Genomic DNA, 24845 nt, shown 5'->3' on the forward strand with positions numbered 1-24845 from the left:
TCACTCCTCTTTGTCGTGAAACAAACTGCGGAACAGATTTCGGGTTTCGGGGCTGTCAAAGTGTTGGAAACTGGCGATCACACGGCTGCGTTCGGATTTTTGGCGTTGATCCAGCACGGCAATCAATCCACCAACGGCCAGGCCAACCTGGGCGTCCACACGGCCCTGCGTGTTGCTTTGCTGAGAGACAAAGGCCAGCAAAGCCTCTTGCTGGACGGAATAGTCATTAAAAAGACCCAGATTATCCTGAAGCTTTTTCAAAGGCTTGAGGATCAATTTAAATCCCTTTGCGTCAAAGAGAGGTGCAAAGAATTCCATCAGATAGCGCAGTTTCTTACAGTCGATGCGCAGGTTATGAACCGTTTCGTCCGGGGTGTCATCGGTGATGCCGCGTGCGATTTTGCATACCTTGCGATAGCGTTTCCAGATCAGCGCGCAGGCATAGTCGTACGCGCCCCGATCCGCATTTGGCCCGGGTTGCAGTTGACCGATGCCGTCGAACGTTTCGATCAAATGCTTCATCGAGGTGGCATAGGCTTTGCTGCGCAATCTGCGAGACAAGCGCGACAATTCTTGCCCGCGCTCTGACTGGAACCGGTCGAACATCGCTTGCAAACCAGAATGAAGATGCTCTGGTATTAGATTGAAATACATATCTTTTTCCAAAAGATACACGTCCAGATCACGCATGCGCCCGGTCGGTGCCATAATATCTGAAAACACTCGTTTAAGCTCGACGGTTTGATCTTCGGAAAAGACGCCTTTGAACAGGCTGATCACAGACCGGATCTTACGTAGCGAAACACGGTAATCGTGCAAAAACTCTGTATCAATGTCGGCAACCATACCGCTTTCGTTTTGCCGGGCAACCTTCAGATATGTGTGAATAATATCTGCTGCGACTTCGATGGACGGTTCCGCTCTTCCCAATTGGATATCGGGCTTGGCGCGATAGGTCTCCATGCCAGGAAACAACCCGGCATACAGCGCTTCAACATCCTTCGCGCAGTCTGGCAGATCGGCAAAGGCTGTACTGACCTTTTGATATGTCCGTTCGTACCCGCGCAACCTCTGAAGCCGGACAAGCGTGGCCTGCCCCGAGGTTGAAGTCATTGACCAGATCACCCCTCTGACCTGGGTCTTTTGCAATTCATCCAGCACAACAAAGTTTTTTTCTTCTAACTTACCGGCCCCAATCTGCATGAGGGCTCTGAGCTTTGGAAAATCACGCAACGCCGCCTGCACTTCACCGCTCGGCAGATCCTGAATGAACCGCCCCTTGCCTGAGCAGTTCTGGAACAATGGGCGCTGTTCCTTTTGCAGCAATTGCAACGCATCACCGATTTCGATCAGCATCCAACCCTTGGCCCGCAAAGATTGATCATGGCAATCCAGCAATGAAAAAGGTTTGGCCTCGCTGTCCTGTTCAACAACAACAGAGAACCCCGGCAAGGCGGCTTCAACAGCGGACGTGTCCATCACAGAGGGCAGAAAAAACAGGTCTTCAAACGCCCCGGGCATCCTCCTTGCGGTTGATCCACCTCTGGTCTTTTTGTGTTCTGACACTCGACCCTCCGCGATAGCATAGCCTTATGCAATCTCAAGCTTGGAAAAACTTCAAGACATTCCGCTTTGACCATGCGTAATCCCCGGGTGACAGGGGTCAGGGATAAACGTAAAACGAACGAATGAGCGACCCTGTTTCATCGATCCGAAACCTTGGCCCGGCTTTCGAACAAGCCTGCGCCCGTGCGGGTATTCACTCGGCTGAAGAATTGCGTGATCTCGGGCCGGATGAAGCCTATGCCCGCCTGCTCAAAGCAGGCACTAAGGCCCACTTCATCGGTTACTCCGTGCTGGTGATGGGCTTGCAGGGCCGTCCGTGGAACGATTGCAAGGGTGAAGAAAAGAAGGCCCTGCGTCAACGCTTTGACGCCATAAAGTCAGGCAACAGTGCCGCGCCGGAAAATAAGATGATCGCCGATCTGGATGCCATTGGCGTGCGCGTTGCACCACAAGATCTAAAGCAAATCTGAACAAAAAAGGCCGCCCCAGTTGGAGCGGCCCAATGATTTGGCAGAAGCGTTGGCTTAGCCAACAAGTTCGATGCCCGAGAAGAAGTACGCGATCTCAACCGCTGCGGTTTCCGGAGCGTCCGAACCGTGGACCGAGTTTTCGCCAACCGATTCCGCGAACTCGGCGCGGATGGTGCCAGCGGCTGCGTCTGCGGGGTTGGTTGCGCCCATGACTTCGCGGTTCTTTGCAATGGCGCCTTCGCCTTCCAGAACCTGAACAACGACCGGAGCCGACGACATGAACTCGCACAGTTCGTCATAGAACGGACGCTCGGCGTGCACTTCGTAGAACTTGCCAGCTTGCTCTTTGGTCATGTGGATGCGCTTTTGCGCGACGATGCGCAGGCCGGCCTCTTCGAACTTGGCATTGATTTTGCCAGTCAGGTTGCGGCGGGTTGCATCGGGTTTGATGATCGAGAATGTGCGTTCCAGTGCCATATCGGCCTCTCCTTACAATGTGGCGCGGGGCCCGCGCCGAAATCCATCGCGCGCCGCGTATCACGGTCTTTGGCTTATGAAAAGTGTTATGATGGCCCGTTCGCCGCTTTGGGGTTCAGAATGTGTCAGGCAGCGGGTCGATCCAATCCAGACGACGAACATAAACTACGGCCAACAACCCGGCAAAGCTGCACGCCCACATCATGCCCAGAACCAGAAAGGGCCCGTTTTCAGGGCTGACAAATGCACCCGTCACCGAGGTCAGGATAGCCCCAAGCGCCACGATCATTGCCCCAGACAGCCCGGCTGCGCTGCCCGCCAACTTAGGGCGCACGGACATGATCCCTGCAGTGGCATTTGCATTGGTCAGGCCATTGCCGAATCCAACGCAGATGGCCGATCCGAAGAACACCCAGACTGACCCCAGGCCAGTGAGAAACAGAAGTAATCCAAGGAATGGCCCGGTCGAAGCCACAACCCGGCCGATCAGGATCATCGTGGTCAGGCGTGTCCGCGCCGCTATCCGACCGGTGACGAAGTTCCCGACCATGTACCCACCGGTTATGATGCCAATCCCAAGACCCAACATCGCCGGGCTTAGATCGAACCAGGCAGCCGCGACCAGAGGCGCGCCAGTGATAAAGCTATAGAATCCACCAATCGAAAACGACGCACACAAGGCGTAACCCCAAAACCTGCGGGCGCGAAACAGATCCGGATATTCGCGCAGTTGGGCAGTAAAGGTAGAAGAACGGTTCGTGTTGGTTTCGCCCATGTCAAACCACAGCAGAACCAGCACCCCTGCACCCAGCAACGTGTAAAGCACAAACCCCGAGCGCCAACCAAAAAGCACATCCAGCCCGCCGCCCAGCATCGGCCCAAGCATCGGCGCCAAAGCCATGGCCATCGTCACATAACCCAGTTTGCTGGCCGCCTCGTTCGGCGGATACTGGTCTCTGATTGATGCGCTGGACAGAACCGACCCGGCCACCACTGCGGCCTGCAAAAGACGGAACCCCAGGAACACCCAGATCGACTGGGCCAGTGTGCATCCGATTGAGGCGATGACGAAGAAGGTCATGCACATCAACAGTATCGGTCTGCGCCCGAAGCGATCAGACAGCGGCCCCATGATCAGTTGCAGCACGGCTGAAACCGCCAGATACCCGGCAACTGACAGGTTCATCAGGCCGTAATCCACGCCGAAATCTTCGCTCATGTGGGCCAGCGACGGCAGGAACAAGTTCAGCGACAGCACCGACAACGCAGTGGCAAAGATCAGCGTGATCAGATGAGGGGGCGTTTGGGCCGCGCGCATTGGAAAAACCGATCAGAAAAGCAAACGACACAGCGCTAACACATTGAATGAGGCTTGAACATGCCAAGCCGCTGGCGGCGGCATCACGCCTCTGCTAAGAGCGGCCCATGCTACGGATCGAAGACATCACCTATGCCGTTGAAGGCCGCCCTTTATTTGACGGCGCAAGCGCGACCATACCAGACGGGCACAAGGTTGGCCTTGTGGGCCGGAATGGTACCGGCAAGACCACTCTGTTCCGCCTGATCCGGGGGGAACTGGCGCTGGAGTCCGGCAATATCTTGGTCCCCAAACGCGCTCGGATTGGTGGTGTGGCGCAAGAGGTGCCCTCGTCTGGCGTCTCGTTGATCAACACGGTTCTTGCCGCTGATACAGAACGCAGCACCCTGATGGCCGAGGCTGAGACGGCGGATGACCCGGCCCGCATTGCCGAGATCCAGACCCGCCTTGCCGATATCGACGCTTGGTCCGCCGAGGCGCGCGCAGCCTCAATCCTCAAGGGGTTGGGTTTTGACGACGAAGACCAGTTGCGCCCGTGTTCCGATTTCTCGGGCGGCTGGCGGATGCGTGTCGCTTTGGCGGCGGTGTTGTTTTCGCAGCCCGATCTGCTGTTGCTGGACGAACCGACCAACTATCTGGACCTTGAAGGTGCTCTGTGGCTGGAAAGCTATTTGGCCAAATATCCGCACACGGTGATCATCATCAGCCACGACCGAGGGTTGTTGAACCGTGCTGTCGGCTCGATCCTGCATCTCGAGGACCGCAAGCTGACTTATTACGCGGTGCCTTATGACAAGTTCGCCGAACGACGCGCCGAACGTCTGGCGCAGGCGGAATCCGAGAACGCCAAGGCGAAGGCACGCATCGCGCATTTGCAAAGCTTTGTAGATCGCTTCCGCTATAAGGCGTCCAAGGCCGTTCAGGCCCAATCCCGCCTGAAGATGATCGAGCGCATTCAACTTGTCTCGACCCCGCAAGAGGCCGCCCTGCGCGCGTTTTCCTTCCCCGAACCCGAAGAACTGTCGCCGCCGATCATCCAGATCGAGGGCGGTGCGACAGGCTATGGCGAGACTGAGGTTCTGCGCCGCCTGAACCTGCGGATTGACCAGGATGACCGGATTGCCCTGTTGGGCAAGAACGGTCAGGGCAAATCAACCTTGTCCAAGCTTTTGTCTGACCGCCTGCCCCTGATGGCGGGCAAGATGAGCCGTTCCAACAAGCTGCGCATCGGCTATTTCGCACAGCATCAAGTGGATGAGCTTTATGTGGACGAAACGCCATTGGACCACCTGCGCCGTCTGCGTCCTGACGAAGCGCCGGGCAAGTGGCGCTCTCGGCTGGCTGGATTTGGACTGAACGCGGATCAGGCCGAAACCGAGGTTGGTCGTCTGTCCGGTGGCCAAAAAGCACGCCTTTCGCTGCTGATCGCCACGATTGATGCGCCGCATATGCTGATCCTGGATGAACCGACCAACCACCTCGATATCGAAAGCCGCGAGGCTCTGGTCGAAGCACTGACCGCCTATTCCGGTGCAGTCGTGTTAGTCAGCCACGACATGCACCTTCTAAGCCTTGTCGCGGACCGGCTTTGGTTGGTCTCGGACGGGACAGTCAAACCCTTCGACGGCGACCTTGAAGCGTACCGATCTTTGTTGTTGGCGCGGGACAAACCGGTCAAAGAAAAGCCGCAAGTCAGCAAGTCCAAACGCCCCTCGCGCGAGGCTATGCTGGCCTTGCGGGCCGATTTGCGCAAATGCGAGGATCGGATCGAGAAGCTGACGGATATGCATGACAAGCTTTCGGCCAAACTGTCGGACCCGGCTTTGTATGAAGACGACAGGATCAACGATCTGGAAACCTGGAACCGCAAATTCGCGGAAGTGACCGAGGCGATGCAAAAGGCCGAAGCACTATGGGTTGCTGCGGCAGAACGGCTGGAACAGGCAGAAACAGCATGACAACACCGATCAAGGATACCAACGCTATGATTGCCGGTATGCATCCTGTTTTACAGCCTGGTGAGTTTGCCTTTGTTGTCTGGTCAGAAAACGAACCCTGGCCAGAAGGCACGCGTGCGAGCTGTGTCGAGGCTGAGGGGTTGTCTCTCATCGTGCCAACCGCACAGGCGCCGCAGGATGCCGTCGCAATGCGTTGCATCACATTGCAGGTTCACTCTTCGCTGGAAGGTGTCGGTTTGACCGCAACCGTATCCGACGCGCTGGCTCAGGCTGGCATTCCTGCAAACATGGTCGCTGGGTATCACCACGATCATGTCTATGTGCCTTCAAACCGGTCGAAAGACGCCCTGAAAATCCTGCAGGCACTGCAACGGAGCAGCAATTAAAATGGACAGTGCATTCTTAATTACCGCGTTCACAACGCTCTTCGTTGTCCTGGACCCACCTGCGCAAACACCGATCTTTGTGGCGTTGACTCAGGGGATGGATTGGCACACGCGCCGATCCATTGCGATCCGGGCGTGCCTGACGGCAGGCTTCATTCTGGCTTTGTTTGCCGCTTTCGGTGAAGCTCTTCTAGGATTTGTCGGCATCTCGATGGAGGCGTTTCGCGTTGCGGGGGGCGTTCTGCTGTTCCTGACCGCGCTCGACATGCTGTTTGAGCGCCGCACCAAACGCCGTGAAAGCAGCGCCGAAGAAGAGGAGCACCCGGACCCATCAGTCTTCCCACTGGGCATTCCGCTGATCGCTGGCCCCGGCTCGATTGCAACGATGATCCTGCTTGCGGGCCAGCAGCCCGGCATTCAGGGTCTTGCCGTTGTTATTGGCGTCATGCTGGTCGTTCTGGCGATGGTATTCGTGATGTATCTGACATCCGGCGCAGTGGCGCGCGTTCTGGGCAAGACCGGTCTGAACGTTCTGACCCGGCTGTTGGGGATGTTGCTGGCGGCGCTTTCGGTACAGTTCATTCTGGATGGCCTCAAAGCCTTTGGTTTTGCCGCATAAACCCCCATATACCGTAGTACTGACCGAAGTGGGGATACCCGAATGGAAGACGTCAACATAGGACAACTGGTCTATCTGGTCGTGCTTGGCCTGGCGGTTGCTTTCTGGTTCGTCTCGCAAAACCGCCAGTCCCTGAACAAGACGTTGCAGCAGGTAATGGCCTGGGTGTTCATCTTTGTCGGAGTCATTGCCGTCATCGGCCTGTGGGAGGATATCCGGTCCTCGGTTGGCCCCGCCCCGCAGATGACCGTTTCAGGCGAGACGATCGAGGTGCCCCGCGCCTATGATGGCCATTATTACCTACCCGTTTTGGTGAATGGTGAGCCGATCAACTTTCTTGTCGACACCGGTGCCAGCCAGATTGTTCTGAGCGCGCAGGATGCGGAACGTGCAGGTATCAATCCTGATCAACTGAATTATTTCGGGCGCGCCCTGACTGCCAATGGCGAGGTGCGCACGGCTCCGATCCGGCTGGAAACCCTGACGGTTGGCCCCATCACCGATCAAAACGTTTCGGCCTGGGTCAATGAGGGTGAGCTGCACAAATCCCTGCTGGGGATGGATTACCTGCATCGGTTTTCGAACATCCACTTCGCAGACGGGCGCATGATCCTGTCACGCTGACCTCTTCAGGGCTGCATTCGATCATTGAGAACAAAATAAGAACATGCTAATCTGCCCGCATGTCTGCCCATCTTCTCGATCAAAAACCCGCGCGTGCTGCTCCGGGGTTAAACCTGCATAATCAGATCACCCTGCAACTGGGCCGCGTGCACGAGGCATGCGGCCCCGCCCGGCGCAGCTTTGCTATGTGGCTGGCTGGCCAGGCGCAGGGGCCCGTACTGTGGATCTCTCCCGCGTGGGAGCCCGGCCAGCTGAACCCGGACGGGATGATGCCCTTTGCCGATCCGGCCCGGTTCATCTTTGTCCACCCCACCCGCGCCGAAGATCTGTTGTGGTGCATGGAAGAGGCGCTGCGCAGCGGGGCGATCCCGTTGATCATCGGCGACCTGCCGGGCGCGCCGGATCTGACACCGGTGCGCCGGATGCATCTGGCCGCCGAACAGGGCGGCACGATGGGGCGGGCTCCGCTTGGCCTGCTGCTGACACCCGGTGACGGTGGCGCGCAAGGGGTCGAGACACGCTGGCACATGGCTGCCGCCCATCAGGGCGAAGCAAGACGCTGGACCCTGACCCGCCGCCGGGCCCGCGCCCTGCCCCCGGTCACATGGCAGGCCACCATGACTGCGGCCCGCGCCGGTTTACACCTGAAGCGCACCGAAACAGAAGACGCTGTGACGTGAACACAAATAGCTCACGCAAGATGTGACTGGTCAAAACACCTACCGCACCCTAGCGTCACCGCATGAGCCACCCGATCCACGACAGCCGCTATTCCTGGCTTCGCCTTCTGATCACACTCGCCATTGCAACAGTGGCGAATGTGGGGATGTGGGCGGTGATCGTGGTCATGCCCGCAGTCGAGGTTGAATTCGGCGCTGGTCGCGCAGAAGCTTCAATGCCCTACACGCTTACGATGATCGGTTTTGCCCTGGGCAATATGTGGTTGGGTCAGTTGGTAGACCGGCTGGGCGTAACCATGGCCCTGATCGGCGCAGCCATCTTGAGTGCCCTAAGCTATGTGCTGGCAACGCTGGCACCAAATATCATGCTGTTGTCTGCCGCGCATCTTCTGCTTGGGTTAGGCACGTCAATTGGATTTGGCCCACTGATCGCCGATATATCGCATTGGTTCATGAAACGACGCGGTATTGCCGTTGCGTTGGTGGCCAGCGGAAATTACCTGTCCGGAGCTATCTGGCCCACCATGCTGTCGGGCATTCTGGCGCGCGATGGATGGCAACAGGTCTATGTGACATTAGCCGTTCTAACACTGCTCGTCGTTATCCCACTGTCCCTACTCCTACGCCGCCGGGTCCCGGTCGAGGCACACAGTACGGCCGAAGCCTCTGCCCAGATCAACGCACGCAGTGCAGGTGTATCACCTCGCACACTGCAATATATTCTTGGCTTGGCTGGCATTGGCTGTTGCGTAGCTATGTCCATGCCGCAGGTCCATATCGTCTCTTACTGCGTCGGGTTGGGATATGGCCCCGCGGTGGGCGCCGAGATGCTGTCACTAATGTTGTTGGGTGGTGTCGTAAGCCGCTTGGTCTCGGGCCTTCTGGCCGATCACCTTGGTGGGGTCATGACCCTTTTGATTGGCTCAGTCCTGCAATGCATCGCGCTGTTCTTGTTCCTGCCCTATGACGGGATGGTCTCGCTTTATTTTATCAGCCTGATGTTCGGGCTGGCCCAGGGCGGCATCGTGCCCAGCTATGCCTTGGTTGTCCGCGAGTACATGCCTCCGCAAGAGGCAGGCGCGCGGGTCGGATTTGTTTTGATGATGACCATTCTTGGCATGGCCCTTGGCGGCTGGATGTCGGGCTGGATTTACGACCTCACCGGAAGCTACCAACTGGCATTCGTGAACGGTATTCTCTGGAACGGGCTGAACATCGCGATCGTTCTGATGCTTCTCAAGCGATCCCGCCCCAGACGGGAAAGGGTCATGGCATGACGTTTGTAAACCGCCGTACTGTCCTTGCCGGGCTTGCATCCCTGCCCTTCGCCCGACCGTCGCTTGCCGCACTTAGCCCCTATGTTCTGTCGACAACGGACACCAGGGTTGGCTTCAGTTTCAACCTTTCAGGCGTGATGCAGTCGGGATCCATGCCGATACGCTTCGCCAACGTCCAGGTCGATACGCGCCAACTACAAAACAGCCAGGTCACCGTAGTGCTGGATGTCAGCAAGGCCAGAACTCGGTTGCCCTTTGCCCGAATGCCCATGCTTAGCCCCAGCGTACTGGACGCCAAACAGCACCCGACGATCCGTTTTGTCTCAACAAAAATTGAGCTTGGCGCGCAAGGGCGTATCTCGGACGGGGCCCGCATAACCGGCGATTTGACCGTCCGCGGTGTAACGCGCCCCATCACGCTGAACGCCAATCTCTATCGCAAGGCAGGCACTACGGTTGACGACCTGACAAACCTGTCTATCGGTCTGACGGGGGCCTTGAACAGGCATGATTTTGGCGCGTCGGGTTATCCCGATCTTGTTCGGGACAATGTCGGTCTGAACATCCACGCCGAGATCAGTCGTGCAAGTTGATCCACAAAGCGCAAAAACGACTCGATAAAGTCGAATAGGTGCGCGCATTGTGCGGCAATGACGCCAATCTGAGATCACTATGCGTACCATTATTTCCTTTGCCGCCCTTTTCCTTTCAGCCATTCTATTGCAACTGTCGACAGGCGGGGTTGGCCCGCTTGACGCCATATCCGGCATCACCCTGGAATTCACGACCGAACAGATCGGTCTGCTGGGATCGGCTCATTTTATCGGCTTTTTCGTAGGGTGTTGGTGGGCCCCACGACTGATGGGCAGCGTCGGACATTCCCGCGCCTTCGCCGTCTGTACTGCATTGGGCGCGATGGGGCTGATCGGCCACACCCTAACCAACGATCCCTATATCTGGGCCATCCTCAGGATCGCATCAGGAACATGTATCGCAGGCTGCTACACTGTGATCGAGGCTTGGCTGAACGCAAAGGTCACGAATGAAACACGCGGACGGGCGATGGGCACCTACCGGCTTGTTGACCTGGGCGCCTCGCTTGGCGCACAGATGATCATCGCGGTTCTGCCGCCAGCATCTTACGTGTCTTATAACCTGTTGGCGATCCTGTGCTGTGCCTCGCTGCTGCCGCTGACGCTGACCCGAGCGAACCAGCCGCCAACACCCAACACACAGCGCTTGCGGCCCAAGCTGGCTTGGGCCTGTTCCCCTCTGGCCGTCGCGGGTGTGATCGTTTCAGCGCTCAGCTCTGCGTCCTTCCGAATGGTTGGCCCGGTCTACGGGCAAGAGGTTGGTCTGGGCATTGACCAGATTGCTTTCTTCCTTGCTTCGTTTGTTTTGGGCGGAGCCCTGGCGCAATACCCGTTAGGCTGGCTGGCTGACAAGTATGACCGACGCTGGGTTCTGATCTGGCTGTCGGCCGCTGCTGTACTGAGCTGCGGGATCACGATGGCCGCCAGCGGCGCTGGGACGGTTGGGGTGATGCTGGCCGCCGGGTTCTTTGGTCTGACGACCTTTCCGATCTTTTCGCTGTCTTCGGCCCACGCGAATGACTTTGCCACCAGTGAAGAACGGGTCGAGCTGTCCGCTGCATTGATGTTCTGGTACGCTTTGGGCGCTATTGCATCGCCCTATATTTCCTCGACACTGATCGAACAGTTCGGCCCCGGCGCTTTGTTTGCATTTGTGGCCGTCGGACATCTGGGATTGATCATCTTTGGTCTTGCGCGGATGCGCTCTCGCCCAACGCCAGAAGAGCGGACGAACTATGTTTACGCTCCGCGCACATCCTTTACCGTCGGGCGCCTTCTGAAACGCTCACGGGAAGAATAATAAAGGGCCGGGAAATCCCCGGCCCTTTTGTTGTTTGTTCGCATATTATTGAGTCGGCAGCGTTTCTTCCTCGACAACATCGACCATTTCTGCGGGTTCCGGCGTCGCCTCTAGCGCGCCGTTCACTACTCCGCCGACACCGTTTTCCATCGACAGACCCAGCTCCTCGCCCAGCTTCTTGAGCGCGGGCATCTGCACAGCCATGCCCATGATCGAATCCAACGCTTGATTGACCACCGGCTTGTCGCTGTTGGCCGCGCCACCGCCTGAAGCACCGGCACCGATCCCACCAACCTGATAGATTTTGATCGAATCGATCTTCTCGGCCGGTTTCACCATTTCCGAGATGATCGACGGCATGGTTTCAATCCTGGCCATATCGACCTTCATGCGGATCTGCGCAGCAGAAAGAGCGTTGTCGGCTTCAACAATGGCGCGCTTACCTTCCGCTTCGGCCAGCATGTCATTTTTCTTCGCCTCGGCACGGATGTTCAACGCATCTGCTTCGGCCTGAGCTTCTTCACGACGCGCTTCGGCACGGTCTGCGGCTGCCTCTTTCTCGGCCTGCGCGGCCAGACGGATCGCGGTCGCCTGACGTTCCGCTTCGCGCGTCGCTTCGATCAATACGATCTGTTTCTGGCGTTCGGCCTCGGCCACTTCGCGGGCGGTCACGACGGCTTCGGTCGCCTTTGTCGCCTCGGCCCGGGCGAGGTCAGCAGATGCACGCGCACGGCTTTCCTCTTCGGATTTCTGCGCGATGATGATCTGACGCTCCTGCTCGGCCACTTCGATCTCACGTTCTTTCGCAATCTCAGCATCGCGGATCTTGCGCTCGCGCTCGATCTCGGCCCCGCGGATGGCTTCTTCACGGGCGATCCGGGCACGTTCGGTTTCGCGCACCGAATCTTCGGTCCGCGCCGCAATCTCGGCCTCTTGCGCCACGCGCAGGGTTTCAACCTTCTGAGTCTGCTCGATCCGCGCCTGTGCCTCGTCCTGCTCGATCAGCAGTTTCTGACGCTCGGCCTCCATCGCGGCCCGGCGTACTTCAACCTCGGCATCCGCATCAATCTGCGCGCGCTCTTTTTTCGAGGCTGCAATCACCTCGGCCAGTTTGCGCATACCCACAGCGTTAAAGGCGTTATTCTCGTCCAGTGCTTCGAACGGCGTCTGGTCAAGCGCAGTCAGCGACACGGATTCCAGCGACAGGCCGTTCTTCAACAGGTCTTCGGACACTGCGTTCTGCACCTCTTGCACAAAGTCAGCGCGGTTTTCGTGCAGCCCGTCCATGGTCATCTGCGCGGCCACGGCGCGCAAACCGTCGATCAGTTTACCTTCGATCATCTCGCGCAGTTGTTCGACGTCAAACGTGCGTGAGCCCAGCGTCTGCGCGGCGCGCGCGATTCCCTCTTCCGTCGCCATGACCGAGACGTAGAATTCGACACCCACGTCCACGCGCATCCTGTCCTGAGTGATCAGTGCAGCCTCGCCGCTGCGTTGCACTTCAAGGCGGAGGGTCTTCATGTTGACGGGGCTGACCTCGTGCAACAGCGGCACGATGACCACACCGCCGTCCATGATAACTTTTTTACCGCCCGCCCCGGTTTTCACCAGGCTCACTTCGCGGGTCGCGCGTTTATAAAGGCGGCCAAGTACAAGGCCGATGAATAGCAGGACGGCCAGAATGGTGACGACCGTAATCGCCAGGAATGAAACTTCCATGCAAAATCCTTCGATTTAAGAGTTGATAATTTGGTTAGTCCGACAAGCCGACCAGAACGAACCGGTCCCGCCGTCTGTCGCGCAGCACCAGAACGTCAGTGCCTTGCTCAAGGATGTCTTTGTCTTGCAGCGGCTCGGCGCGCAGGTGATGGGTGTTTCCGAACCGGTCCATCACCCTCACCTCTGCCGCGCGTCCGCGAGACGCCGTCCCTTGCGAGATCACGCCGCGACGGCGGGCCAGCATCCTTTCGGACATCGCCTCAGTCTCGGTCTTCGGCAACAGGCGGGCGAACACGGTACCAAAGCCGCGCGCAAACCACAGACCGAATGCAGCTGCCGGGATCGCAGCCATCCAGCTTGGCAGATCAAAACCCAGCAAATCGCGCAGCGCCAATTGCAGGCCGATGCCCGACAGACCAAAACCCGCCAGCAGGACCACAAGCCAAATCATGAATGGCACTTTGCCAATCCCCAACCATGCCATCGACCCGGCAGCGGCGGCATCAGGCACGTCCGTCTCAATCTCGGCCAGTTCGAATTCGCCCAGATCAATGTCAGCATCTATGTCGAGATCGAAGTCTGCAACATCCAGATCCGGGACGTCCACGGCATCCAGATCGACCTCGCCCTCGCCTGCCAGCAGGCTTCCACCCAGCACCAGAGCAATCAGCTCTAGGGCCAGCAGGCCAAACAGCAGCGCAAGCGCCATGGTAAAGGGCACAAATGCACCCTCAAGCAAGAAGTCGAACATTAGGAATATGCCCTCGTTTTTGTATACCTTTGTATACACTCAATATGGGTAGTCATAATAAAAATACAAGAGATCGTGATTCTATTTTCAACCTATGGGTAGTGTAGACACCTGTTTAACTGCAATCGCTACTCAATTGATAAAGCGTTTTTTGACTGGATCGTGGCATTTCAGGACATCCACGCAAAACCCGGCCTTTTGCTGGCGGGTTACATAAGGTAGACGAGCGCGCAGACAGTTACGTGGACACGCAAAATGGCTCGGATTCTCATCACCTCGGCGATCCCTTACATCAACGGGATCAAGCACCTCGGCAACCTGATCGGCTCGCAACTGCCAGCCGACCTGTACGCACGCTACCAGCGTGGCCGGGGGAATGAGGTCATGTTCCTGTGTGCCACGGATGAACACGGCACGCCCGCGGAACTGGCGGCTGCCAAAGCCGGTAAGCCCGTGGCCGAATACTGCGCTGACATGTACGCGGTTCAGGCCGATATCGCCAACCGGTTCGGCCTCAGCTTCGATCACTTTGGCCGCTCGTCCAGTGAACAGAACAAGCGCCTGACCCAGCATTTTGCAGGCAAGCTGGACGACGCCGGCCTGATCCGTGAGGTCAGCGAGAAACAGGTCTATTCCAACGCGGATGGTCGGTTTCTGCCCGACCGCTACATCGAAGGTACCTGCCCCAATTGCGGGTACGACCGCGCACGCGGCGATCAGTGCGAGAACTGCACCAAGCAGTTGGACCCGACCGACCTGATTGAGCCACGCAGCGCGATAAGTGGCTCGACCGATCTTGAGGTGCGCGAGACCAAGCATCTGTATCTGCGCCAGTCGGCGATGAAGGATCAACTGGATGCGTGGATCGACAGCAAGACCGATTGGCCGGTCCTGACCACATCAATTGCCAAGAAATGGCTGCATGATGGCGACGGTCTTCAAGATCGTGGCATCACCCGCGATCTGGACTGGGGCGTTCCGGTCAAAAAGGGTGACCAGGACTGGCCCGGCATGGAAGGCAAGGTCTTCTATGTCTGGTTCGACGCCCCCATCGAATACATCGCCTGTGCCAAGGAATGGGCGGATGCCAGCGGTAGAACCGATGCCGATTGGGAGCGCTGGTGGCGCACCGACAAAGGCGCAGAAGACGTGCGTTATGTGCAGTTCATGGGCAAGGACAATGTCCCCTTCCACACCTTGTCTTTCCCGGCCACCATCCTGGGCACGAACTCGCACAATGAAGACACCGGATCATCCGAGCGCTGGAAGCTGGTCGATTACATCAAGTCTTTCAACTACCTGAACTATGATGGTGGCCAGTTCTCGACCAGCCAGGGGCGCGGCGTGTTCATGGATCAGGCGCTTGAGATCCTGCCCGCCGACTATTGGCGCTGGTGGCTGCTGAGCCATGCGCCTGAAAGCAGCGACAGTGAGTTTACGTGGGAAAACTTCCAGCAATCGGTGAACAAGGACCTGGCGGATGTACTCGGCAACTTTGTCAGCCGCATCACCAAGTTCTGCCGCTCGAAGTTTGGCGAAGCAGTGCCGGAAGGCGGCAGATTTGGCGAACGCGAAAACGCTCTGATCGACGAGTTGACCCGCCGCGTCCGCGCCTATGAGGACCACATGGAAACAATGGAGGTTCGCAAATCCGCTCAGGAATTGCGGGCGATCTGGGTTGCGGGCAATGAATATCTTCAGGCCGCTGCCCCATGGTCAACCTTCAAGGAAGATCCGGAACAAGCTGCGGCTCAGGTGCGTCTGGGGCTGAACCTGATCCGCCTTTATGCTGTTCTCAGCGCGCCGTTCATTCCCGATACCTCGGCCCGAATGCTCAGCGCGATGAACACGCTGGACACGGGATGGCCCGATGACTTGGCCGCCGCATTGGACGCGCTGCCTGCGGGTCACGCGTTTACTGTGCCTGATGTACTGTTCGCCAAAGTCTTGGATGAGCAGCGTGAAGACTGGCAGGAAAAATTCGCTGGCACACGCAACTAATCTTGTTGCATGCTGACAGTATTCGGGGGGCCGCGTGGCCCCTGTTTTGCTTTTGGGCATGATCAAAGTGAACACCTAACATGGTCAAAGCGAAGTAATTTTTCGCACCAGTGCCAACAGGTTCAGGCGTCATCACGCTTGAGAAACCATGTCAAAAAAGTCATCCTGATGCGAAGTTCTTCCGACTCGGGCCTCCAATACGGCGGGCCCGGCATCATTTGTTTCTGTCACGCACGAGGCTTTCGCCATGTTCCCAACACGTTTCTCATCCAACCGGATCAGCAGGCCTCTGGCCACAGCGTCCCTGCTGTTGTCTCTCGGATTGGCGTATCCGGTTGTCGCACAAGAGGAAGGCGCACCCCCCAAAGTCTCAATTGCGGCAGCCTATACCCAAGAAATCACGGATGAAGCCTCGTTCATCGGGCGTGCTCAGGCAATCAACAAGGTCGACATCGTGGCCCGAGTGAACGGGTTTCTCAACAGCAGGGAAGTCGAAGATGGCGCTACAGTCAAAGAGGGAGACCTGCTCTTCACCATCGAACCCGACCTGTATGAAGCGACGCTTGAAGCTCGCAAGGCCGATTTGAACCGGGCCGAGGCCAATCTGGAACTCGCTAAAGTCGATCTTGCGCGCAAGGAAGAACTTTACAAACGCGATGCCACACCAGAGTCGGAACGCGACATCGCGCGCGCCAACGAGTTGGTTGCAGAAGCAGAGGTCAAGGCAGCGAATGCCGCGATCCAACAAGCCGAGCTTGACCTGAGTTATACGCAGATCCATGCGCCATTTGATGGGCGTATCGGCAGCATCACGACCAGCGTTGGTGACGTGGTCGGTCCAACCAACCCTCCATTGGTCAATATCGTTAGCGAAACACCAATTTACGTGAATTTTTCCCTCAATGAAAAAGTATTCACGACGGTTTTGGAATCTTATGGCGAAAACTCGGCCTCTTTGGCGGAAAGCCCGCAAAGCCCCAATGTTCACGTGATCCTGCCAAATGGAAGCGAGTTGGATGAAACCGGAAAAATTGTCTTTGTCGATAACCGCATCGACCCTTTGACAGGCGCAATCAGGGTCCGGGCGCAATTCGACAATGCCGCCCGTCTGATCCTGGACGGCGCCTTCGTGACCGTACAAATCGAAGCGCTGGAGCCAACCTTGCAAGTTCTGGTGCCTCAGGCCGCCTTGCAGCGTGATCAGCGCGGCGAGTTCGTTCTGGTGGTCAACGACAAGCAGATGGTTGAGCAACGCTACATCACCACCGGCGACGCTGTTGGCACAGCCATCATTGTAAAAGAAGGCCTGCGCGAAGGTGAAAGTGTGATTGTTGAGGGCCTTCAACGCGTTCGCCCCGGCGTGGCTGTTGACGCGGTCGTTGCCTCTGAACAGCCAGGAGAATAACTGATGTTCTCAGCCCTGTTCATTAGCCGGCCAAAGCTGGCGCTTGTCATCTCGCTTGTGCTGACCATCATGGGCGGCATTGGCTATTTGGTTCTTCCGGTGGCGCAGTTCCCGGATATCACTCCGCCCGTGGTCAACGTCTCTACCACTTACACCGGTGCAAATGCGGAAACGGTGGAAAACACCGTCGCCGCGCCCATTGAGGCACAGGTCAACGGTGTGGACGACATGATCTATATGACGTCCAGATCGTCTGATAACGGATCTTATTCGCTGGATGTCACCTTCGAGGTCGGCACCGACCCCGACATCGCATCGGTCAACGTACAAAACCGGGTGGCGCAGGCAATGTCTTCGCTGCCAGCCGAAGTGACATCGTCGGGTGTGGTCACACAGAAATCATCGACCAACATGCTGATGCTGGTCACGTTGACGTCGCCCGATGGCACCTATGACAGCGTATTCCTGTCCAACTACGCCTCGATCAATCTGCGAGACGCGCTGGCGCGTGTGCAGGGCGTTGGTAAGGCGGACGTTCTGACCAACCTGGAATACGCCATGCGGATCTGGATGGACCCGGACAAGATGGCCGCTCTGTCCATCACGCCGGGCGACGTGATCAATGCGATCCGCGAACAGAACATAGAAGTATCGGCGGGTTCGATCGGCGCCCCTCCGGTGCCCGAAGGGCAGACGTTTCAATACACGATCAAGTCCAAGGGTCGCCTCACATCCGCCGAAGAGTTCAGCGATATCGTAATCCGCACAGGTGAAGATGGCGCGATCGTGCGCGTGAAAGACATCGCCCGAACTGAACTTGGCGCGCAGTTCTATTCGGCCTCGGGCTATTTCCAGGCCGTTCCAGCTACTGTGATCGGTATCTATCAGGCACCCGGCGCGAATGCGCTGGCCGTGTCCGAGCGCGTGGAAGCCGAACTGGAACGCCTGTCTCGCTCCTTCCCGACGGACGTGGAATATGACGTGCCCTTCAACACCACCGATTTTGTCGAGGCATCGCTGAGTGACGTGGTCTCGACCTTGATCCTGACCTTTATTCTGGTGATTTCGGTTGTATTTGTGTTCCTGGGCAGTTGGCGCGCCACGATTATCCCGGCCGTCGCAATCCCGGTGTCTTTGATCGGGACCTTTGCATTCCTTTTGGCCTTCGGCATGTCGTTGAACACGATCTCTCTGTTTGCGCTGGTTCTGGCCATTGGAATCGTGGTGGATGACGCCATCGTCGTGGTCGAGAACGTAGAGCGCATCATCGCAGACGAAGGTCTGCCCCCTGCCGAGGCAACGCGTAAGGCGATGGGCCAAATCACCGGTCCAGTCATTGCAACCACACTGGTGTTGCTGGCCGTGTTTGTACCGGTAACTTTCATGCCTGGCATTTCGGGGCGATTGTATTCGCAGTTTGCTGTCACTATTTCGACCGCGGTTGTGATTTCGTCCATCAACGCCCTGACTTTGTCCCCTGCACTCTGTGGGCTGGTTTTGCGTGCGCGCTCGGGCCCGCCCAAGGGGCTGCTGGCTGTCTTCGAAGGTTTTATCGGCACAATGCGCAACGGCTATGTCGCCATTGTGCGCAAACTGCTGGTTTTTCCGGCCATTGCGCTGGCCATTGTGGTTGGACTTGGCATGGGTACAGGGACGATCATGTCGAACACCTCGGCCGGGTTCATTCCGCTTGAGGATAACGGCTATCTCTTTGTTGATGTCCAACTGCCCGACGCCGCCACGCTGGAACGGACCGAGGCCGTGACTGCACGCCTTGACGATCAATTGCGTGAAATCCCAGGTGTGGCCAGCACGGTTCTGGTCAATGGCTTTTCGCTGCTGAACGGCACGATCACCAATGGCGCTGCGATCTTCGTGAACCTCGACAACTGGAGCGAACGGCAGGAGGAAGACCTAAGCGCCGATGCCATCCTGGCCAAGGTCCTTGCCATCTCCAATGCCGAATCCGCGGCCTCGATCGTGGCCTTCAACCCACCGCCTATTCAGGGCTTGGGCATGTCGGCTGGTGTCGAGATGGAGGTACAGCAAACTGGCGGCGGCTCGCCTCAGGATCTGGCCTCAGCCGTGGGATCCTTTGTCTATGCTGCGAACCAGCGGCCCGAGATTGGGCAGGCTTACACCACCTTCAGGGCCAACGTTCCACAGCTATTCGTGGATCTGGATCGTGAAAAAGCCAAAACGCTGGATGTGTCCGTCGCCGAGGTATTCCAGACGATGCAGGCACAGCTTGGATCGTATTATGTCAACGACTTCAACCTGTTCGGACGCGTCTATCGCGTCATGATACAGGCTGATGGGACCTATAGGGACAATGTCGATGATATTGCGAACCTTTATGTCCGCTCGCAAAAGGGCGATATGGTTCCGTTGGGCACACTGATTGACGTTGAAAACGTGTTGGGGCCGGTTCTGTTGAAGCGACATAACCTGTTTCGCTCGGCCACAGTGACGGCAGTGCCCGCACCAGGCCTTTCCAGTGGTGACGCTATCACAGTGATGACTGAGGAATCGGCCACCGCCCTGCCCCCTGGTTACACGTTCGAATGGACCGGTACGGCGCAGCAACAGCTGGCCTCAGGCAGTCTGGTGATCATTATCCTGGGCCTCGCAATCCTGTTCGGATACCTGTTCCTGGTGGGGCAGTACGAAAGTTGGACATTGCCGGTTTCGATCCTGTTATCTGTGGTCGTGGCCCTATTTGGGGCGGTTGCGGCTGTCGCTATCGTCGGCAGTGACATCAACCTTTATACGCAGATCGGTATGATTATGCTTGTTGGGCTGGCCTCAAAAAACGGTATTCTGATCGTTGAGTTTGCAATGGAGCAACGCGCCAATGGCCTGTCAATCAAAGAGGCTGCAACCGAGGCTGCGCATCAGCGGTTCCGCGCCGTGATGATGACCGCCCTGTCCTTCCTCTTGGGTGTTGTGCCCCTCTTGGCGGCGAACGGAGCCGGTGCTGCAAGCCAGAAAGCGATTGGCGTGGCGGTGTTCGGCGGCATGTTGGCGGCGACGCTGATTGGTGTGATCGTGGTTCCGGTGCTGTATGCCCTCATGCAAAGCATGAGGGAATGGCTGAAGGGCAGCAAAAACGATCCCGGCCCGACCGAGACTGCCACCTGAGCCTCAAAAACCCCGCCTCAACGGCGGGGTTTTTTCTTAGGGTGATCTTGCGCGACGACGGCTGGTAACCTCGTGGATCACATGTTTCGCATCGGCTGGAGGTTCCTGCTCGATTCTGCGATATTCTGATCCATCCCTGCGCCGTGTAAGCAGCCCGCAAGAAATCATCGTGCGCCGCAAGGTGGCCGGATCGTCAAAGGAATGTTCAGCGTTGAGGCACGCGTTAACCTCGGCCTCATGCAAGGATGCACCTGAGGGTAAAGCGGCCCAAACAGCCCAGAGTGCAAGGTTTTGCACCGAACGTTTCGAAGGCCAAAGCTGCAACCTGCCGTTTGAATCGAACAAACGCAGTGCGCGTTCCACTGCTCGCGCATTGGGTGGTGGTGGGTCCGAGCGCGCCTGTAATCGGCGACTGGCGGCGCTGTCGGCTCGCATATGTTGCACATTCTGATAACCGGCTGCGCGTGCCACCATGTTCATCAGTTTTAAGTGCGAAGGGCTGGCCCCTCCCAACTGGATGGCCAGGGTACGAACAAACGGGGTTAGATCATCCACATGCAAAGGTACTGGTGTCTTGCTCATCACACATCCATATCGGGCGTTCTGCGCATTCGTTGGCCGCTGACCTGACGAAGCAACGCCCTGAGTGTTGCGATGTCAATCCTGTCCTAAAGGCAGGTTTAGCGCTCTGAAACAGAGCAGCGGCGCCTCGGTGTCTGCCGACCGTGCCCGATGGCTAGCATAACAGCGGTCGATCGCCAAGGGGCATGCGCCCCTGTTACGCGGCGCGGCGCTCGGCCATCCAACCATCGATCCGCGCGATCTGTTCGTCGTTTAGCCGAAGCCCCAGCTTGTTGCGTCGCCAGACGACGTCTTCGGCGGTGCGCGCATATTCCTTGTCCATCAACCAAGTAACCTCTTGCGCGGTCAGGGTTGCGCCAAAATCTTCACCCAGGTCAGACGCTAGTTTAGCGCCAGCAATAACTGCGGGCGCCTCGGTCCCATAGGCGCGGATCAACCGAGCTGCCCATGCTGCGTTCAGAAAAGGATACTCCGCCAGAAGTTTGCTTTTCAGGGCATCTACGGCATCCACCGGAAAGTCGCCGCCGGGCAAGGCAACTCCGGCAGTCCAGGGTTTGGGCAGGTCTGGAAAGAACTCAGCCACCTTTTCCAACGCGCTTTCTGCGAGCCTGCGATAGGTGGTGATCTTACCGCCAAATACGTTCAGGACCGGTGCCCCACCCTGAGCGTCAACTTTCAGCGTGTAGTCGCGCGTCGCTGCTGTCGCGCTGCTGGCCCCATCGTCATACAGCGGGCGCACGCCGGAATAGGTCCAGACAATATCGTCGCGGGTCACGGCGCGTTGGAAGTATTTCGAAGCGAAGGCGCATAGATACTCCTGCTCGGCCTCGGTACATACCGGCGCGGTGGACGGATCCGGATGATCCTGATCGGTTGTGCCAATCAGGGTGAAGTCCTGTTCATAGGGAATGGCAAAAATAATACGGCCATCTTCACCCTGAAAGAAATAGCACTTGTCGTGATCGTACAGCCTGGGCGTCACGATATGGCTGCCACGTACCAGCCTGACGCCCTCGCGCGAGTTCACGCGGATCTTCGTCTGTATGATGTCGCCGACCCACGGGCCACCGGCGTTGATCAGCATTTTGGCCTGAATTACACGGGTCTGATCGCTGTCACGATCCCGAACAGTTACCCTCCACAGATCGTCCACCCGCTCGGCCGAAATCACCTCGGTCCGCACCATGATCTGCGCACCACGCGCCTCAGCGTCGCGTGCATTCAGAACCACCAGGCGGGAATCCTCGATCCAACAATCGGAATACTCATAAGCCGTTTCGAATCTATCCTGTAGGGGGGTTCCTTCTGCGGCCGTGCGCAAGTTCAGCGACGTGGTTCCGGGCAGAATTTTGCGCCCGCCCAGATTATCGTAGAGGAACAACCCCAACCGGATCAGCCAAGCCGGACGCCGCCCGCGCATCCACGGCATAACTGTGCTAAGCAATCGCGATGTCGGTGTCTCGGAATCGAACCGCATATCCGCGTGGTAAGGCAATACAAAGCGCATCGGCCAGCTGATATGAGGCATGGCCCGCAGCAGGGTTTCACGTTCGATCAGTGCCTCGCGAACAAGCCGGATTTCAAAAAACTCCAGATATCGCAGCCCGCCATGAAACAGCTTAGTCGAAGCAGAAGACGTAGCAGACGCCAAATCGTTCATTTCCGCAAGCATAACGGACAGGCCCCGCCCAGCAGCGTCCCGTGCGATGCCACAGCCATTAATGCCGCCACCAATGATGAAAAGGTCTGTGATCTGATTATCCGTCGGCTGCATATCCCTTGATTCCTCGCAAGGCCTGATCAGGCGTATTAGCCAGAATACCATTCGTATGGTCAATGTTTATGTTCGTTTATTTTCTTTTTGCAACGCTGATATGAAATTTTCACAGCCCTTCTTGCCAATTCCCTAGAAAAGAACAAAAACGAAAGAGCGCATTGCTTTGGATCTGCCCCATGTCTCTTTCGTTCCGCCAATCCGACATTCTGGACATCGCCAGCATTGAAGGGCGCGTCACGGTCGAAGGGTTGGCCGAGCGGTTTGGCGTCACCGTACAGACGATCCGGCGCGACCTGACGGAACTTGCGGATGCCGGGAAACTTGACCGGGTTCATGGCGGCGCGGTTCTACGCTCGGGCGTGTCCAATATCGGTTATGACGACCGGCGCGCGCTGAATGCGGATGCCAAAACCCGCATCGCGCAGACCTGCGCCTCTGATATTCCGGATGGTGCCTCAATCTTCATGAATATCGGCACCTCAACCGAGGCCGTAGCACGGCAATTGCTGAGCCATAAGAATCTGATGGTCGTGACCAATAACATGAACGTCGCCAACATCCTGATTGAAAACCCCGACTGCGAGATCGTCGTGGCGGGCGGCGTCTTGCGACGTTCGGATGGCGGGCTGATCGGCAATCTGACTGTTTCGACGATACAGCAGTTCAAGTTTGACCTGGCCGTCATCGGATGCTCGGCACTGGATCGAGACGGAGATCTGTTGGATTTCGACTTCCAAGAGGTTCACGTCAGCCAAACGATCATCGCACAAGCCCGGCGTACCTTTCTGGTGGCAGATCATTCAAAGTTTCAACGTTCAGCCCCTGCGCGGATCACATCGATGTCCGAAATCGACAGGATTTACACAGACGTTCATCTGCCGGGTGATCTGCCGCAACACTGTCGGGAATGGCAAACAGAGGTCGTTCTCTGCGCGCAGTAGCTTTCACGCTTCAACGTTTGGGTGAATTGCGCAGCTTGTCAGATGCCGATCGACCTGACACTATTCACTGTAATTACAATGTGCACGGGAAGGAAGGACCGGGCCATGATTGCGTTATTGTTTCTGCTGTTTACCGTCACAATGGGGCTCAACTATTTCAACCTGACGAAGACCGGGGGTTTGCTGTTTTTCGCCACGTTGGCGCTCAGCATCTATTGGTTGAAATTCCACGCCACCAGCCAATTGACCATTCAACTGTAAAGGGACCGTTATGACACCTGAACTGTCCCGAACCCTCAATGCGATCGGAATGCTTGCTGTCAGCCTCGTTCTGGTTCTGGCATATGTTTACCAATTTGCGCTCTATGAACTGCCCTGCCCGCTTTGCCTGTTGCAGCGGGTCGGTTTTGTGGCCGTGGGGGTTGGGCTTGGCCTGAACCTGCTATACGGCGCAAGACCCCACCATTATGCGATTGTTCTGATCGCTGCGCTGTATGGGGTCTCGGTTTCGATCCGTCAGATCCTGCTGCATATCGTACCCGGAACAGGCCATTACGGATCACCGGTTCTGGGGCTTCACTATTACACATGGGCAGCAATCGCCTTCTTCCTCGTCTTGCTGGGCACGGCAGTCATGCTGTTTTTTGAGCGTCAGTACGACCACGACGCGTCTGCAGAGCCGAAATTTGGAGGCAACAAACTGGCCAAAACTGCCTTTTTCGTCATGCTGGCGCTGGCTGTGCTGAATGCCGGGTCAACCCTTCTGGAATGCGGCCCCGGCATCTGCGCTGACCCGCCTACAAGCTACAAATTGATTGACGAACTGGACGCGGACGACGGAGGATAAGACAACCTTCGCCCGAAGAGGAGGCACGAGCATGGGACTATTGGGGCAGCCGTTAGGCTATTACGACTATCTGACATTTGTTGCGCTGATCCTGCTTCTTGCAGCGGTGATGGGTGTGTTTCTGTTTCTCATGGGGCTTCCGGGGCGGATCGCTATCAAGCGCAATCACCCGCATGCCGAAGCCGTCAAGATCATGGGATGGATGGGGTTTTTGGCCGTGGTTCCATGGGTTCACGCCTTTATGTGGGCGTTCCATGATGGCGTTACAGTGGACATTCGCCGGGGCCCGGATGAAGAGAAAGACGCCATTCGCGACGAAATCAAACGTCTGGGCGGCAAGGTCAGACCTGAGTATAAGGATCGTCTGGAGACAGACAACACGCAGAAAAGCTAAGGCCGAAGGAAAGAAATAC

The 24845-nt window shown here is 57.3% G+C and carries 23 protein-coding genes; 16 read left to right on the forward strand and 7 right to left on the reverse strand.

Annotated elements, in window-relative coordinates; translation table 11 throughout:
- The gene (locus GS630_RS07960) at positions 1-1521 is read right to left on the reverse strand and encodes a CHAD domain-containing protein (protein WP_171711946.1); all 1521 of its coding nucleotides are present in this window, start codon (positions 1519-1521) and stop codon (positions 1-3) included.
- A gap of 167 nt (positions 1522-1688) precedes the next feature.
- Here GS630_RS07960 and GS630_RS07965 point away from each other — a divergent pair, with 167 nt between their 5' ends.
- On the forward strand, positions 1689-2036 hold the full coding sequence (locus GS630_RS07965) for a TfoX/Sxy family DNA transformation protein (RefSeq protein WP_171619182.1): 348 nt from the start codon (positions 1689-1691) through the stop codon (positions 2034-2036).
- 54 nt (positions 2037-2090) lie between these two features.
- Here the strand turns inward: GS630_RS07965 and ndk are convergent, their stop codons facing one another.
- Positions 2091-2513: a nucleoside-diphosphate kinase gene (gene ndk, locus GS630_RS07970; RefSeq protein WP_155143779.1), complete on the reverse strand. Its 423-nt coding sequence runs from the start codon at positions 2511-2513 to the stop codon at positions 2091-2093.
- 115 nt (positions 2514-2628) lie between these two features.
- Entirely contained in the window at positions 2629-3831 is a 1203-nt protein-coding gene (locus GS630_RS07975; RefSeq protein ID WP_171237461.1) for a multidrug effflux MFS transporter, read from the reverse strand.
- A gap of 107 nt (positions 3832-3938) precedes the next feature.
- On the opposite strand from GS630_RS07975, the gene GS630_RS07980 reads away from it, so the two are divergent.
- The 8 genes from GS630_RS07980 (at position 3939) to GS630_RS08015 (ending at position 11268) form a co-directional block, all read left to right on the forward strand.
- On the forward strand, positions 3939-5789 hold the full coding sequence (locus GS630_RS07980; RefSeq protein WP_171237460.1) for an ABC-F family ATP-binding cassette domain-containing protein: 1851 nt from the start codon (positions 3939-3941) through the stop codon (positions 5787-5789).
- Positions 5786-6175, forward strand: coding sequence for an ACT domain-containing protein (locus GS630_RS07985; RefSeq protein WP_171619186.1), 390 nt, complete (start codon positions 5786-5788; stop codon positions 6173-6175). Before GS630_RS07980 ends, GS630_RS07985 begins: the two co-directional genes overlap by 4 nt.
- Position 6176: 1 nt before the next feature.
- Positions 6177-6794, forward strand: coding sequence for a MarC family protein (locus GS630_RS07990; protein WP_171174478.1), 618 nt, complete (start codon positions 6177-6179; stop codon positions 6792-6794).
- Between the two features lie 42 nt (positions 6795-6836).
- A complete protein-coding gene (locus GS630_RS07995) occupies positions 6837-7418 on the forward strand; it encodes a TIGR02281 family clan AA aspartic protease (RefSeq protein ID WP_171619188.1) in 582 nt (193 codons plus the stop codon).
- Between the two features lie 59 nt (positions 7419-7477).
- Entirely contained in the window at positions 7478-8098 is a 621-nt protein-coding gene (locus tag GS630_RS08000) for an ImuA family protein (RefSeq protein ID WP_171174483.1), read from the forward strand.
- 62 nt (positions 8099-8160) lie between these two features.
- Complete coding sequence (locus GS630_RS08005) at positions 8161-9375, forward strand: CynX/NimT family MFS transporter (protein WP_171237457.1); 1215 nt, start codon at positions 8161-8163, stop codon at positions 9373-9375.
- Positions 9372-9968: a YceI family protein gene (locus GS630_RS08010; protein WP_171174487.1), complete on the forward strand. Its 597-nt coding sequence runs from the start codon at positions 9372-9374 to the stop codon at positions 9966-9968. Before GS630_RS08005 ends, GS630_RS08010 begins: the two co-directional genes overlap by 4 nt.
- 79 nt (positions 9969-10047) lie before the next feature.
- Entirely contained in the window at positions 10048-11268 is a 1221-nt protein-coding gene (locus tag GS630_RS08015) for an MFS transporter (protein WP_171237455.1), read from the forward strand.
- A 45-nt stretch (positions 11269-11313) separates the two neighbouring features.
- Here the strand turns inward: GS630_RS08015 and GS630_RS08020 are convergent, their stop codons facing one another.
- A complete protein-coding gene (locus tag GS630_RS08020) occupies positions 11314-12987 on the reverse strand; it encodes a flotillin family protein (protein ID WP_171619190.1) in 1674 nt (557 codons plus the stop codon).
- Positions 12988-13021: 34 nt separating this feature from the next.
- Positions 13022-13738 (reverse strand): OB-fold-containig protein, encoded by a 717-nt coding sequence (locus GS630_RS08025; protein WP_171619192.1) that lies wholly within the window; start codon positions 13736-13738, stop codon positions 13022-13024.
- A 255-nt stretch (positions 13739-13993) separates the two neighbouring features.
- Here GS630_RS08025 and metG point away from each other — a divergent pair, with 255 nt between their 5' ends.
- From metG to GS630_RS08040, 3 genes are all read left to right on the forward strand, one after another.
- A complete protein-coding gene (metG, locus tag GS630_RS08030) occupies positions 13994-15739 on the forward strand; it encodes a methionine--tRNA ligase (RefSeq protein WP_171619194.1) in 1746 nt (581 codons plus the stop codon).
- 247 nt (positions 15740-15986) lie between these two features.
- Entirely contained in the window at positions 15987-17144 is a 1158-nt protein-coding gene (locus tag GS630_RS08035; protein ID WP_171174496.1) for an efflux RND transporter periplasmic adaptor subunit, read from the forward strand.
- 3 nt (positions 17145-17147) lie between these two features.
- On the forward strand, positions 17148-20285 hold the full coding sequence (locus GS630_RS08040) for an efflux RND transporter permease subunit (RefSeq protein WP_171237451.1): 3138 nt from the start codon (positions 17148-17150) through the stop codon (positions 20283-20285).
- Between the two features lie 36 nt (positions 20286-20321).
- On the opposite strand, the gene GS630_RS08045 is transcribed toward GS630_RS08040, so the two are convergent.
- Positions 20322-20867 (reverse strand): DUF2087 domain-containing protein, encoded by a 546-nt coding sequence (locus GS630_RS08045; protein WP_171619196.1) that lies wholly within the window; start codon positions 20865-20867, stop codon positions 20322-20324.
- Between the two features lie 196 nt (positions 20868-21063).
- Positions 21064-22641 carry a glycerol-3-phosphate dehydrogenase gene (glpD, locus tag GS630_RS08050; RefSeq protein WP_171237449.1) on the reverse strand — a complete coding sequence of 526 codons (1578 nt, stop codon included), beginning with the start codon at positions 22639-22641 and terminating at the stop codon, positions 21064-21066.
- A gap of 179 nt (positions 22642-22820) precedes the next feature.
- On the opposite strand from glpD, the gene GS630_RS08055 reads away from it, so the two are divergent.
- The 4 genes from GS630_RS08055 (at position 22821) to GS630_RS08070 (ending at position 24826) form a co-directional block, all read left to right on the forward strand.
- Positions 22821-23585: a DeoR/GlpR family DNA-binding transcription regulator gene (locus tag GS630_RS08055; RefSeq protein WP_171619198.1), complete on the forward strand. Its 765-nt coding sequence runs from the start codon at positions 22821-22823 to the stop codon at positions 23583-23585.
- Positions 23586-23690: 105 nt separating this feature from the next.
- On the forward strand, positions 23691-23846 hold the full coding sequence (locus tag GS630_RS08060) for a DUF5993 family protein (protein ID WP_171174506.1): 156 nt from the start codon (positions 23691-23693) through the stop codon (positions 23844-23846).
- Between the two features lie 10 nt (positions 23847-23856).
- Positions 23857-24432 carry a disulfide bond formation protein B gene (locus tag GS630_RS08065; protein WP_171619200.1) on the forward strand — a complete coding sequence of 192 codons (576 nt, stop codon included), beginning with the start codon at positions 23857-23859 and terminating at the stop codon, positions 24430-24432.
- 31 nt (positions 24433-24463) lie between these two features.
- Complete coding sequence (locus GS630_RS08070; protein ID WP_171174509.1) at positions 24464-24826, forward strand: DUF3302 domain-containing protein; 363 nt, start codon at positions 24464-24466, stop codon at positions 24824-24826.
- Positions 24827-24845: the final 19 nt, after the last annotated feature.

Origin of the sequence: Ruegeria sp. HKCCD7303, assembly GCF_013111185.1 — a bacterium.
Taxonomy (GTDB): Bacteria; Pseudomonadota; Alphaproteobacteria; order Rhodobacterales; family Rhodobacteraceae; genus Ruegeria.

Coding starts and splice junctions, on each gene's coding strand:
- GS630_RS07960 (WP_171711946.1), bottom strand. CDS start 1,521: ATGCCCGGGGCGTTTGAAGACCTGTTTTTTCTGCCCTCTGTGATGGAC.
- GS630_RS07965 (WP_171619182.1), top strand. CDS start 1,689: ATGAGCGACCCTGTTTCATCGATCCGAAACCTTGGCCCGGCTTTCGAA.
- ndk (WP_155143779.1), bottom strand. CDS start 2,513: ATGGCACTGGAACGCACATTCTCGATCATCAAACCCGATGCAACCCGC.
- GS630_RS07975 (WP_171237461.1), bottom strand. CDS start 3,831: ATGCGCGCGGCCCAAACGCCCCCTCATCTGATCACGCTGATCTTTGCC.
- GS630_RS07980 (WP_171237460.1), top strand. CDS start 3,939: ATGCTACGGATCGAAGACATCACCTATGCCGTTGAAGGCCGCCCTTTA.
- GS630_RS07985 (WP_171619186.1), top strand. CDS start 5,786: ATGACAACACCGATCAAGGATACCAACGCTATGATTGCCGGTATGCAT.
- GS630_RS07990 (WP_171174478.1), top strand. CDS start 6,177: ATGGACAGTGCATTCTTAATTACCGCGTTCACAACGCTCTTCGTTGTC.
- GS630_RS07995 (WP_171619188.1), top strand. CDS start 6,837: ATGGAAGACGTCAACATAGGACAACTGGTCTATCTGGTCGTGCTTGGC.
- GS630_RS08000 (WP_171174483.1), top strand. CDS start 7,478: ATGTCTGCCCATCTTCTCGATCAAAAACCCGCGCGTGCTGCTCCGGGG.
- GS630_RS08005 (WP_171237457.1), top strand. CDS start 8,161: ATGAGCCACCCGATCCACGACAGCCGCTATTCCTGGCTTCGCCTTCTG.
- GS630_RS08010 (WP_171174487.1), top strand. CDS start 9,372: ATGACGTTTGTAAACCGCCGTACTGTCCTTGCCGGGCTTGCATCCCTG.
- GS630_RS08015 (WP_171237455.1), top strand. CDS start 10,048: ATGCGTACCATTATTTCCTTTGCCGCCCTTTTCCTTTCAGCCATTCTA.
- GS630_RS08020 (WP_171619190.1), bottom strand. CDS start 12,987: ATGGAAGTTTCATTCCTGGCGATTACGGTCGTCACCATTCTGGCCGTC.
- GS630_RS08025 (WP_171619192.1), bottom strand. CDS start 13,738: ATGTTCGACTTCTTGCTTGAGGGTGCATTTGTGCCCTTTACCATGGCG.
- metG (WP_171619194.1), top strand. CDS start 13,994: ATGGCTCGGATTCTCATCACCTCGGCGATCCCTTACATCAACGGGATC.
- GS630_RS08035 (WP_171174496.1), top strand. CDS start 15,987: ATGTTCCCAACACGTTTCTCATCCAACCGGATCAGCAGGCCTCTGGCC.
- GS630_RS08040 (WP_171237451.1), top strand. CDS start 17,148: ATGTTCTCAGCCCTGTTCATTAGCCGGCCAAAGCTGGCGCTTGTCATC.
- GS630_RS08045 (WP_171619196.1), bottom strand. CDS start 20,867: ATGAGCAAGACACCAGTACCTTTGCATGTGGATGATCTAACCCCGTTT.
- glpD (WP_171237449.1), bottom strand. CDS start 22,641: ATGCAGCCGACGGATAATCAGATCACAGACCTTTTCATCATTGGTGGC.
- GS630_RS08055 (WP_171619198.1), top strand. CDS start 22,821: ATGTCTCTTTCGTTCCGCCAATCCGACATTCTGGACATCGCCAGCATT.
- GS630_RS08060 (WP_171174506.1), top strand. CDS start 23,691: ATGATTGCGTTATTGTTTCTGCTGTTTACCGTCACAATGGGGCTCAAC.
- GS630_RS08065 (WP_171619200.1), top strand. CDS start 23,857: ATGACACCTGAACTGTCCCGAACCCTCAATGCGATCGGAATGCTTGCT.
- GS630_RS08070 (WP_171174509.1), top strand. CDS start 24,464: ATGGGACTATTGGGGCAGCCGTTAGGCTATTACGACTATCTGACATTT.